This window comes from Pyxidicoccus sp. MSG2, from assembly GCF_026626705.1.
Taxonomy (GTDB): domain Bacteria; phylum Myxococcota; class Myxococcia; order Myxococcales; family Myxococcaceae; genus Myxococcus.
This window is the reverse complement of record NZ_JAPNKC010000001.1, coordinates 10557236-10568537: the sequence shown is the minus strand read 5'-3', so window position 1 is coordinate 10568537 and position 11302 is coordinate 10557236. Positions and strand designations below refer to the sequence as shown.

Here is an 11302-nt window from a genome sequence, read left to right as displayed (position 1 = left end):
CCCTCACGATGCCGGCCCCGCGTCCGAGGACGGGGACAGGGTGATGACCACCGACTTCGACGTGGGCGTGCGGCTCTTGTCCGCGAAGCTGTCCACGGGGACCAGCACGTTGGCCTCCGGGAAGTACGTGGCCGCGCACCGGCGGGGGATGTTGTACGGCACCACGCGGAACCGCAGCGCCACGCGCGTCTCGCCCTGGAAGTGACTGGTCAGGTCCACCACCTGCCCTTCCTTCAGGCCCTGCTCCTTGATGTCCGCCGGGTGCAGCAGCACCACGCGCCGCCCGTTGCGGATGCCCCGGTAGCGGTCATCCAGTCCGTACACCGTGGTGTTGAACTGGTCGTGGGTGCGAATCGTCATCATCAGCAACTGCCCGGGCGACAGCTCCAGTCGGGGCAACTCATGCACCGTGAAGTGCGCCTTGCCGCTCGCCGTGGTGAAGCGTCCCTCGCGCGGGCCGTTGGGCAGGGAGAAGCCCGCGGGCTCGCGCACGCGCCGGTTGAAGTCCTCGAAGCCGGGGATGACGCGGGAGATGAGCTCGCGCACGCGGTCGTAGTCCTCCGCCAGCCAGGACCACCGCACCGTCGAGCGTCCCCCGAGTACCGCCGCCGCCAGCCTCGCGACGATGGCGGGCTCGCTGAGCAGGTGCTCCGACGCGGGGGCCACCGCGCCGCGCGACGCGGTGACGACGCCCATCGAGTTCTCCACCGTGACGAACTGCGCGCCGCCCGCCTGCACGTCGTGCTCGGTGCGGCCCAGGCACGGGAGGATGAGCGCCCGCCGCCCGTGGACCAGGTGCGCTCGGTTGAGCTTCGTGGACACGTGCACGGTGAGCCGCGTGCGGCGAAGGGCCTCGGCGGTGAATTCCGTATCCGGCGTCGCGGAGAGGAAGTTGCCGCCCAGCGCGAAGAACACCTTCACCCGCCCGTCGTGCATGGCGCGAAGGGTGTCCACGGTGTCCATGCCGTGGTGACGCGGGGGCTCGAAGCCGAACTCCCGCGACAGTGCGTCGAGGAACGCGTCCTTCGGCCGCTCCCAGATGCCCATGGTGCGGTCGCCCTGCACGTTGCTGTGGCCTCGCACCGGGCACAGGCCCGCGCCGGGCTTGCCGATGCTCCCGCGCAGCAGCGCCAGGTTGACGACCTCCTGGATGTTGGCCACCGCGTTCTTGTGCTGCGTGAGCCCCATGGCCCAGCAGTAGATGGTGCGCTCCGAGCGCGCGAGGAGCTCCGCCGCAGCGACAATCTGCTCGCGCGGCACCCCGCTCCCCTCCACCACGTCCTCCCACTTCACCGCGCGAAGCCCGGCCGCCCACGCGTCGAACCCGAGCGTCTTCTCCTCGATGAACGCCCGCGCCACCACCGTGCCGGGCCGCGCGTCCTCCATTTCCAGCAGCGCCTTGCCCAGGCCCTGCAACAGGGCCACGTCGCCGTTGATGCGCACCTGGAGGAACTGGGTGTTGAGCGCCGTGCCGGGACCGAAGAGGTGCAGCACCTCCTGCGGATGCTTGAAGCGGTTGAGCCCCGTCTCCGGCAGCGGATTGATGCTGACGATTTCACAGCCCCGGCGCGCCGCGGCCTGGAGCGACGACAGCATGCGCGGGTGGTTGGTGCCCGGGTTCTGACCGATGACGAAGATGGCGTCGGCCTTGTCGAAGTCCTCCAGCGTGACGGTGCCCTTGCCAATGCCCACCGTCTCGGAGAGCGCGGTGCCGCTGGACTCGTGGCACATGTTGGAGCAGTCCGGCAGGTTGTTGGTGCCGAACTGCCGCACGAAGAGCTGGTAGAGGAACGCGGCCTCGTTGCTCGTGCGCCCCGACGTGTAGAAGCACGCCGCATCCGGAGTGCCGAGCGCGTTCAGTTCCTCGGCCACCAGCGCGAAGGCGTCGTCCCAGGAAATAGGCGCGTAGTGCGTGGCGCCCTCGCGCAGCACCATGGGGTGCGTGAGGCGGCCCTGCTTGCCCAGCCAATGGTCCGTCTGCTGGGACAGCGCGGCCAGGCTCCACTGCTGGAAGAAGTCCGGCGTCACGCGCGCCGTCGTCCCCTCTTCCGCCACGGCCTTCGCACCGTTCTCACAGAACTCGGCCACGGAGCGGTGCCCCGGGTCCGGCCATGCGCAGCCCGGACAGTCGAAGCCGTGCTGCTGGTTCACCTTGAGCAGCAGCTTCGTGCCCCGCACCGGGCCCATCTCGCTCCAGGCGTGCTTCATCGTGGACACGACGGCGGGAATGCCGCCGGCCACCTCGGACACCGGACCCACGCGGGGAGGACGCGGCTCCTCGGGCGGCTGGGCGCTCGGCGGCACGGGGGCGAGCGTCGCTCCCGTGGCCTCTCGCGGCTCCTGCTCGTTCCGATGTCCATCCGCCATGACACGCCCTCCAGGCGCCCGACGGCCGGCTGCCCGGCCGTGGCGCGCGCGAGTCTACCCCTCCCGGGGCGCGGGCGAATGCACGAGGCATCACCTTCCCCTGGGCTCCGAGCCCATACCCCGGGTACGGCCCGCCCGTAGGCAACCCATGGGCGGTGCCAGGGAGCCCGGTCTCCAGGGGTGGCCCTCCCACCATTCCCAGACGGACCCGGCGCGGTGCGGCGAGGTGCATGCCTGCCGGGGCTGCGGGCATGGCAGGGGCGCATTGCCGGGACCACTCACGGTCAAAAACGTCTGGAGTCGGAGCCAAGACGCACGAGACACGTGAGGAGGCGACGCGATGAGCAGCAGGCGTGACGACGACCGGGGACGTCGATTCGGGGAAAGAGAGCTGCGCAGGGGGCAGGCGGAGGAGTACCAGGCGGGCCGGCGCGGGGAATACGAGCGGGACCGCCAGCGGGACTGGGACGAGCACGGCTACGAGCGCGGCCCCGAGCGGATGGGCGTGAGCGACCGCGAGGTGCGGAGCATGGCGGAGAACGTGCGCCGGAGCTTCCGCCGCGAAGTTCCCGAGCAGGACCGGGACCTCCGACGCGCGGACCCGGAGGAGGAGACCGACTCCGTGCACCCCTCCCGCGATTTCGAATGGGACCGGGACTTCCGCACCATGGAGGGTGACCGGGAGCGGCGCGACTACGAGATGGACCGCGACTTCGGCCGCGCGGCCCGCGAATTGGACCGTGCGCGCGAGTATGGCCGGGACTTCAACCGCGACCGCGAGATGGATCGCCGTGCCCGGGGGTTCGACCCGGAGCGAATCGCGCGCCGGCCCGGGTACAGCCCGAGCGGCACCTTCCGCGCGGTACCCGAGGAAGGCGACGAGGAGCGTGAGCGCCTGCGCCGGTACGACCTGGGCGGTGGCAGGGAGGCCCAGCGACGTGGCGGCCCCCCGGACCGGGGCGGACAGGTTCGTGGCCGCGCTGACATCTACGCGCGGGACGCGTACGACCGGCGCGGGGAGGACACGCGGCGTGGCCGCGCGCGAGACCTCGGCTTCGACCCCACGGAGCGCATCGTCGAGTCCGACATCCGCTACGGCGGCACCCAGCCCGCGGGCCACGGCCCGGGGGTGGAGAACATGGCGCCACCGCTCGTGGGCTTCTCCACCAGCCGCTCGCGCCGGGAGGACCACGACCTGGGCCACGGCGGCTTCATCGGAGGTGGATACCGCCCCGCCATGCCCCCGCGGACGGGCCCCGCCCCGCGCAACTACCAGCGCGCGGACGACCGCATCCGCGCGGACCTCTGCGACCGGTTGATGATGGAGAGCTGGCTCGACGCCTCGGACGTGGAAGTGAAGGTGGAGGACGGCGTGGTGACGTTGGCGGGCGCGGTACGCAGCCGTGACGAGAAGCGCGCCATCGAGGACAGCGCCGAGCAGGTGCTCGGCGTGAAGGAGGTCATCAACACCATCCGCCTCTACCGGGCCGAGGGCGTCATGCGTCAGTCTCCCTCGAGGGAGCCGGTGCAGCCCCCCGGTGTCGACGCGGCCGACGACGACGCGCTGCACTCCTGATGTGAGGCGGCACCCCACCCCGGGACGCACCTCCCGGGATGGTCGACACCTTGCGTCGTCGAGGGCTCACCGCGCTGTGCCCCCACCGCGCGGGTTCGGCTAGTGTGCCGGGCCTTTCCGTCAGCCACACCCCAGGAGTTCGTACATGTCCCGCGTCATCCGTGCCGCCCGTGGTTCCACCCTCTCGTGCAAGGGCTGGGTCCAGGAGGCGGCACTCCGGATGTTGATGAACAACCTCGACCCGGACGTCGCCGAGAATCCCCAGGACCTCGTCGTCTACGGCGGCACCGGCAAGGCCGCTCGCGACTGGCCGTCCTTCGACCGCATCGTCTCCAGCCTCCAGAGCCTCGGTGACGAGGAGACGCTGCTCGTCCAGTCCGGCAAGCCGGTGGGCATCTTCCGGACGCACCCGGACGCGCCCCGCGTGCTCATCGCCAACTCCAACCTCGTGGGCCGCTGGGCCAACTGGGAGCACTTCCACGAGCTGGAGAAGAAGGGCCTGATGATGTACGGCCAGATGACCGCGGGCTCGTGGATCTACATCGGCACGCAGGGCATCCTCCAGGGCACCTACGAGACGTTCGCCGCCGCCGGCCGCTTCCACTTCGGCAGCGAGGACCTGGCCGGGCGCCTCGTGCTCTCTGGAGGCCTGGGTGGCATGGGCGGCGCGCAGCCGCTGGCCGCCACCATGAACAACGCCGTGTTCCTCGGCGTGGAAATCGACCCCACCCGCGCCCAGCGCCGCGTGGAGACGCGCTACCTGGACGTCGTCGCCAAGGACCTGGACGAGGCGCTCGCGCTGGCGAAGGACGCGCAGCAGAAGCGCATCGGCCGCTCCATCGCCGTCATCGGCAACGCGGCCTCCGTGTTCCGCGAGCTGTACCGCCGCGGCATCAAGCCCGACCTCGTCACCGACCAGACGAGCGCGCATGACCCGCTCAACGGCTACATCCCCACGGACCTGTCGCTGGAGGCCGCCGCCGAGCTGCGCAAGAGGGACCCGGAGGGCTACGTCCGCCGCGCTCGCGAGTCGATGATCATGCACGTGGAGGCGATGAACGACTTCCAGCGCGCCGGCAGCCACGTGTTCGACTACGGCAACAATCTGCGCGGCCAGGCGCAGCTGGGCGGCATGGAGAACGCCTTCGAGTTCCCCGGCTTCGTCCCCGCGTACATCCGCCCGCTCTTCTGCGAGGGCATGGGCCCGTTCCGCTGGGTGGCGCTCTCCGGAGACCCGGAGGACATCCGCCGCACGGACCGCGTGGTGCGCGAGCTGTTCCCCCAGAAGGCCTCGCTCCAGCGCTGGCTGGACATGGCGGGAGAGCGCATCGCCTTCCAGGGCCTGCCGGCGCGCATCTGCTGGCTGGGCTATGGCGAGCGCGCGAAGGCGGGCCTCGCCTTCAACGAGATGGTGCGCAAGGGCGAGGTGAAGGCCCCCATCGTCATCGGCCGGGACCACCTGGACTGCGGCTCGGTGGCGTCGCCCAACCGCGAGACGGAGGCGATGAAGGACGGCACGGACGCGGTGGCGGACTGGCCCATCCTCAACGCGCTGGTGAACGCCGTGAATGGCGCTTCGTGGGTGTCCTTCCACCACGGCGGCGGCGTGGGCATGGGCTACTCGCTGCACGCCGGCCAGGTCATCGTCGCGGACGGCACGCCCGAGGCCGCGCGCCGCATCGAGCGCGTGCTGACGAGCGACCCCGGCATGGGCGTGCTGCGCCACGCGGACGCGGGCTACCCGGAGGCCATCGAGGTGGCGAAAGAGCGCGGCGTGAAGATTCCCGGTATCACCACCTGAGCCAGGAGCCCGCCATGCACCCGATGCGCTCGAGGTCCCTCCTCCTGCTGCTGGCCACCGCGCTCGGTGCGCTGGCGGGTTGTGCCCCCACGGCGATGGGCCCCATGGTGATGCGCCTGGGGCCCGGGTCGCCGGACAAGAACCTCGCCCAACTGGGGATACGCTCCGGCCCCCGGCTGAGCGCGCCCACCGCCGGCTCGCAGCAGTTCATCAACGAAGCGGACCGCTTCCGCGGGGACGACGCCAGCTTCTCCACGCAGCAGTGGGGCATGGCGCTGGATGCGGCGATTACCTGGCCCCTGTCGGAGCGGCTGCAGCTGCACACCGGCCTCCAGGGCGAGTTCTTCCTGCCGCTGCCCATTCCGGGCTACGGGCTGTACGCGGGGGCCTCGTACTACGTGGGCTCGGAGCAGCTGGGCCTGGGCCCCGCGGTGGCGCTGCGCGGGGCCTCGGACTTCGGGCTCAACACGCGAGGCGGGCCCGGGAGCATGTTCGGCGCGGAGGCGTCGTGCGCCTTCACGATGCAGCCGGAGAAGGGCGTGTCGCTGGGCCTGGTGCCCTTCTTCTCGTGGCACGCACTGTCCTCGCACGGCGACACCGAGACGGCCGTCTACTACGGCGGCGTGGTGGCGGCGCGCTTCACCTGGGGCTGGCTGGACAACGTGGAGCTGTCCGGCGGCTTCGGCCGGGCGAAGATTCGCAAGGGGGCGAGCTGGAACGTCCCCATCATGGGCGTGCGCGGAGGTCGCTGACACATGGGTCCGTTGGAGCTGCTGGTCCGCAACACCTCCGAGGTGCTCACGCTGGAGGGCACCCACCGCGAGAAGGCCGAGACGGCCCTCACCCCGCGCCCCGGCGCCTGCGTGGGCCTGCGCGCGGGCCGCGTCGCCTACGTGGGGCCGGAGTCCGGGCTGCCCGAGGGCGCGGTGGATGGTGGCACCGAGGTCGTGGACGCACGCGGCGGCTTCGTAGGCCCCGGCTTCGTGGACCCGCACACGCACCTGGTCTTCGCCGGCGAGCGCTCCGCGGAGTTCGACCTGCGCAACCAGGGCGCCACGTACCTGGAAATCGCCAAGGCCGGAGGCGGCATCGTCAGCACGGTGCGCGCCACGCGCGCCGCCAGCGAGGACGAATTGGTGAAGCTCGCCCTGCCCCGCCTCCACCGGCTGATGGCGCACGGCGTGACGGTGGCGGAGGTGAAGAGCGGCTACGGGCTCGACCTGGAGAACGAGCTGAAGATGCTGCGCGTGGTGCGCCGGCTGGCGGGGCTGACGCCGGTGGAGCTGGTGCCCACGCTGCTGTGCGCGCACGCGATTCCGGAGGAGTACCGCGGCCGGCGCGAGGACTACGTCCGGCTCTGCATCGAAGAAATCATCCCCGCCGTGGCGCACGAGGGACTGGCGCGCTTCTGCGACGTCTTCGCGGAGGAGAGCGCCTTCACCGTGGACGAGGCCCGCCGCATCCTCACCGCCGCCCGCGCGCTGGGCATGGTGCCCCGCCTGCATGCGGACCAGCTCACCGCCTGTGGCGCCTCGGAGCTCGCGGCGGAGCTGGGCGCCGCCACGGCCGACCACCTGGAGCAGGTGACGGACTCGGGCCTGCGCGCGCTCGCGGAGGCCAACGTCAGCGCCGTACTCGTCCCCACCTCCACGCTGTTCCTGCGCATGCGCCCCTACGCCCCCGGGCGCAGGTTGCGTGATGCAGGTATCAACGTTGCTTTGGGTTCAAACGTAAATCCTGGCTCGGCCATGAGTGAAAACGTGGCCTTGGTGCTGGGATTGGCGTGTCTCGAAAACGGGCTGAGCGCCGCGGAGGCGTACTGGGCGGCCACCCGCGGGGCCGCGCAATCCTTGGGCCTCCAATCACATGGACGGTTGGCAGTGGGAGATCCAGGCGACCTGGTGGTCTTCAACTGTGCCTCGTACCGTCATCTGCCCTACCATCTAGGGGTAGGGCACGCGCGTGTGGTGGTGAAAACCGGGCGCGTCGTCGTCCGGCAGGAGATGAATTCCTGCGCGTGAATTGGCGTCGCTATGACAGGCGACGTATTCCGGTGAGACACGAGAACTTCTCGTCGGGGCCGGGCTGTATAAATACCTGCCGCTAGCCATGTGCCGACTCTTTGGATTTCGTTCATCGACGCCCGCCGCAGTCCACCCCGCCCTGGTGACGGAGAAGAACTCGCTCCTCATCCAGTCGCGCGAGCACAAGGACGGGTGGGGCATCGCCGCCTACGGTGCGGAGCCGCTGCCGCTGGTGGCCCACGGTGTGGGGCCCGCGCACAGCGACCCTGACTTCGAGCGGGTGAGCAGCCGTGTGTCGTCTCACACGGTGGTGGCGCACATCCGCCTCGCGTCGGTGGGCGCGGTGGAATTGCGCAACTCACACCCCTTCCACCATGGCCGCTGGTCCTTCGGTCACAACGGGACGCTGCGCGAGTTCGCGAAGCACCGGTCGGCCGTGGAAGCGCTCATCAGCCCGAGCCTGCGCGGCCACATCAAGGGCACCACGGACAGCGAGCGCTGCTTCTACCTCTTCCTCACCCGACTGGCGGCCAGGCACTCGCCCGAGCACTCGGTCCCCGTGGAGGGTGTGGCCCGCGCGGTGGCGGAGACGATGTCGCTGGTGGCGGCGCTCACGGACAGGCCTGGAGTGGAGGGTGGTCCCTCGGCGATGAACTTCCTCGTCACCAATGGCGAGGTGATGGTGGCCTCGCGCCGCAACCGCACGCTCCTCGTGTCCACGGGGCCGACGTGCGGGGGGACGGCGGCGCTGCCGCAGCCAGGCACGCAGGTGCCGCAGTTCATCGTCGCCAGTGAGTCGCTGTGCGGCGGGCCGTACTGGGCGCAGGTCGAGGAGGATGACGTCATCGCCGTGGACGCGCGCCTCGTCTTCCACCGCTGGCGCGTGCAGGAGCTGGCCGGGGGCAATCTGTTCCCGCCCGTGAATCCGGGCGCTCCGCTCAACGCGGCGTGAGCCCCGCATCCATGCGCGCGGAGGCACTTGCCGCGCGCTGGACGACTCCTGACGGTCAGCGTCGGCGCGAGCAGCTCATCGCGTCGGGCCTGCGAGGCCCATGGCGCGAGGTGCTGGCCGGGTTCCCTGGCACGGAGGCACTGGGGGACAACCTGGGCGACCTCCGCGGCATCGACCTGACGCAAGAGGAGTTGCCGGGAGCGGACCTCGTGAGGGCGCGGTTGGACGGTGCTCAACTGGAGGACTGCGGGCTCCAGGACGCACGGCTGGAGCTGGCGACACTGTCGGGGGCATCGCTGCGCCAGGCTCGGCTGGAGCGAGCGAACCTGACGGCCTGCGTGGCCCTGGAGACGTGCTGGGACGACGCCAGCATGGAGGGCGCGGTGCTCACAGCCTCCAACCTGACGCGAAGCTCCTTCCGCCGCGCACGCCTGCGTGATGCGCGGTTCGACAGGGCCACGTTGCAGCTCGCGGACCTGCGCAACGCGGACCTGCGGGACACGAGTCTGTTCCTCTGCGACTTGGAGGACGCGCTCCTCACGTGCGCCCGGTGGGCCCCTGAGCGGGTGTACCCGCATCCGAATCGGAACTTCGTGAGGGAGGCACGGCGTGCGGGATACCCGTCCTTTGTCGAGCCAATCCTGATGCTCGGCGGGTTTCCGGGCCTTCTCAACCTCACGAACCGCCGAGCCCTGCTTCACATCGAGGCGGGAGTGGAGGCCAGCTCCAACCTGGACGCGGAGCTGGAGGCTCTCTTGAAGGCGTCGGACTGGCGCCTGCATCTGGTCGCGACAGCGGCCGTGGTGCTGGGTGGAGCGAGCGCGCGCATTCTGACAGCCCTGTGGGAGCGCCTGGACCATTCGAGGATGACCCATCCGCAGCTCACGGTGGCGCTGCTCCTGCGGGACGCGGACTTCGAGATCCGCGCGCGAGAGCGGATGAGGTCTCCAATCCCGACCCGACTGGAGACCGTCACCCCCCACCTGAGCGACGTGCGAGCCTGCCTCGAGTGGGGCCTGCAATTGCGGGCGGGCGCCACCAGCTTGCCGACGCCAGTCCCACGGGGGCCGGTGGCGTACGCCCAGCGCTGGCTGTTGGGCCTGCGCGAGCAGGTGGACCCAAGCATCCAGGCGCAATGGAGCTACACGCCCCCTGCCTCCGATTGAGACAGGCTGCGCGCGGGCGCGGTGAACAGCACGCGAAGCAATTCCGGCCGGTCCACGAACAACGCGATGGCGAGCACGATGAAGGAAATCGTCGCCGCCGCCCCGCCCGCGAAGGGATGGCCCGCGGCCCAATGCGAGCCGATAGCGCCGGCCATCAAGAGCATCAGTCCGAGCAGCGCCGGAGCCCGGAGGCGCGGGAAGAGGAGCGCCAGCGCGCCTGCTACCTCCAGCAGACCGATGAGGCGCGTGGGCGCCTCGCCGTAATGCATCGCGGGCATCCGCTCGCTGAACGGCGCCATCCACAGCGCCTTGCCGCCACCCACGTACAGCATCCACACCACGAGCAGGCCCATCAGCCCCCACTGCACGTACTTGCGCATCACGGTTCCTCCTGGTTACGAACCCGCGCAAGAGATACGGGCATGGCGCTGGACGCTCCATGCCCGAATCGCCGTGATTTATGTCAGGACGTCCAGCAGGAGGGCCTTACCGTGGATGTGCTATCGGACGTCACCCAGGCCATCCGCCTGAAGGGGCTCATCTCTGGAGGGCTGGAGCTCGCCGCGCCGTGGGGCATGCGCGTGCCGAAGCGGGAGCATCCGTCGTTCTACGCCGTCGCTCGCGGCAACTGCGTCGTCGAGGTGGAAGGCGTGGAGGGCACGCATTCGCTCGCGGGAGGAGACCTGTTCTTCCTGCCCCGAGGCACCGCGCACGTCATCCGCGACGCCCGGCGCACCCGGCCACAGCCCTACGAGAAGGTCATGTCCTGCGCGAGCCGTGACGGCCGACCGGGCTCCCCTGGAGATGGGAATGGTCGGTGACGGCGTTCGTCGCCGGTTGCTTCAGCCTGGACGAGGGTCCACGTCACCCGCTGCTGTCCTCGCTGCCGGACGTCATCCACCTGCGTGCGGACCGCCGTCAGTCCGCGGGAGGACTGGACGCGACGCTGCAGTTCATCGCGAGCGAGGCGGCCTCGCGGTCGCCGGGGGTGACGACAGTGCTGTCGAGGCTCGCGGACATCCTCTTCGTGCAGATCATCCGCGCGCACGTGGCCGAGGCGGGTGAGCACAGCGGCCCGTGGCTCCGAGCACTGGCGGACCCGCAGATTGCCCTCGTGCTCCAGCGCATCCACGAACAGCCGGATGCACCGTGGACGGTGGAGTCGCTCGCACGAGAGGCCGCCATGTCGCGCTCGGCCTTCGCCGCGCGCTTCACGGAGTTGGTGGGAGAGCCGGTGCTCGCATACCTGACGCGGTGGCGAATGGTGAAGGCGCGAGAGTGGCTCGCGGCACCGGGAGCCTCCGTGAGTGAGGTCGCTTCGCGCGTGGGCTACACGGCCGAAGCCGCGTTCGCCAAGGCCTTCAAGCGCGTGGTGGGCGTGGGGCCCGGCGCGTTCCGCAAGAAGGCGGAGTAGCC

General features: G+C 70.5%; 10 protein-coding genes. 8 read left to right on the top strand and 2 right to left on the bottom strand.

All coding sequences use genetic code 11. From position 1 onward, the window contains the following. Positions 1–3: 3 nt before the first annotated feature. On the bottom strand, positions 4–2367 hold the full coding sequence (locus OV427_RS41270) for an FdhF/YdeP family oxidoreductase (protein WP_267861715.1): 2364 nt from the start codon (positions 2365–2367) through the stop codon (positions 4–6). A gap of 340 nt (positions 2368–2707) precedes the next feature. On the opposite strand from OV427_RS41270, the gene OV427_RS41265 reads away from it, so the two are divergent. The 6 genes from OV427_RS41265 (at position 2708) to OV427_RS41240 (ending at position 9886) form a co-directional block, all read left to right on the top strand. Next, positions 2708–3943, top strand: a complete 1236-nt coding sequence (locus OV427_RS41265) for a BON domain-containing protein (protein ID WP_267861714.1) — start codon at positions 2708–2710, stop codon at positions 3941–3943. A 145-nt stretch (positions 3944–4088) separates the two neighbouring features. Then, entirely contained in the window at positions 4089–5744 is a 1656-nt protein-coding gene (gene hutU / locus OV427_RS41260; protein WP_267861713.1) for a urocanate hydratase, read from the top strand. Positions 5745–5767: 23 nt separating this feature from the next. Next, complete coding sequence (locus tag OV427_RS41255) at positions 5768–6496, top strand: hypothetical protein (protein WP_324290026.1); 729 nt, start codon at positions 5768–5770, stop codon at positions 6494–6496. A gap of 3 nt (positions 6497–6499) precedes the next feature. Next, on the top strand, positions 6500–7765 hold the full coding sequence (gene hutI / locus OV427_RS41250; RefSeq protein ID WP_267861711.1) for an imidazolonepropionase: 1266 nt from the start codon (positions 6500–6502) through the stop codon (positions 7763–7765). Between the two features lie 88 nt (positions 7766–7853). Beyond that, positions 7854–8720, top strand: coding sequence for a class II glutamine amidotransferase (locus OV427_RS41245; RefSeq protein WP_267861710.1), 867 nt, complete (start codon positions 7854–7856; stop codon positions 8718–8720). Positions 8721–8731: 11 nt separating this feature from the next. Next, the gene (locus OV427_RS41240; protein ID WP_267861709.1) at positions 8732–9886 is read left to right on the top strand and encodes a pentapeptide repeat-containing protein; all 1155 of its coding nucleotides are present in this window, start codon (positions 8732–8734) and stop codon (positions 9884–9886) included. On the opposite strand, the gene OV427_RS41235 is transcribed toward OV427_RS41240, so the two are convergent. Further along, positions 9862–10266 (bottom strand): DoxX family protein, encoded by a 405-nt coding sequence (locus OV427_RS41235; RefSeq protein WP_267863555.1) that lies wholly within the window; start codon positions 10264–10266, stop codon positions 9862–9864. The genes OV427_RS41240 and OV427_RS41235 overlap by 25 nt on opposite strands. A 111-nt stretch (positions 10267–10377) precedes the next feature. Between OV427_RS41235 and OV427_RS41230 the strand changes: the two genes are divergently transcribed. Beyond that, positions 10378–10707 carry a cupin domain-containing protein gene (locus tag OV427_RS41230; RefSeq protein WP_267861708.1) on the top strand — a complete coding sequence of 110 codons (330 nt, stop codon included), beginning with the start codon at positions 10378–10380 and terminating at the stop codon, positions 10705–10707. Continuing rightward, positions 10704–11300: an AraC family transcriptional regulator gene (locus OV427_RS41225; protein WP_267861707.1), complete on the top strand. Its 597-nt coding sequence runs from the start codon at positions 10704–10706 to the stop codon at positions 11298–11300. Before OV427_RS41230 ends, OV427_RS41225 begins: the two co-directional genes overlap by 4 nt. Positions 11301–11302: the final 2 nt, after the last annotated feature.

Coding starts and splice junctions, on each gene's coding strand:
- OV427_RS41270 (WP_267861715.1), bottom strand. CDS start 2,367: ATGGCGGATGGACATCGGAACGAGCAGGAGCCGCGAGAGGCCACGGGA.
- OV427_RS41265 (WP_267861714.1), top strand. CDS start 2,708: ATGAGCAGCAGGCGTGACGACGACCGGGGACGTCGATTCGGGGAAAGA.
- hutU (WP_267861713.1), top strand. CDS start 4,089: ATGTCCCGCGTCATCCGTGCCGCCCGTGGTTCCACCCTCTCGTGCAAG.
- OV427_RS41255 (WP_324290026.1), top strand. CDS start 5,768: ATGCGCTCGAGGTCCCTCCTCCTGCTGCTGGCCACCGCGCTCGGTGCG.
- hutI (WP_267861711.1), top strand. CDS start 6,500: ATGGGTCCGTTGGAGCTGCTGGTCCGCAACACCTCCGAGGTGCTCACG.
- OV427_RS41245 (WP_267861710.1), top strand. CDS start 7,854: ATGTGCCGACTCTTTGGATTTCGTTCATCGACGCCCGCCGCAGTCCAC.
- OV427_RS41240 (WP_267861709.1), top strand. CDS start 8,732: ATGCGCGCGGAGGCACTTGCCGCGCGCTGGACGACTCCTGACGGTCAG.
- OV427_RS41235 (WP_267863555.1), bottom strand. CDS start 10,266: ATGCGCAAGTACGTGCAGTGGGGGCTGATGGGCCTGCTCGTGGTGTGG.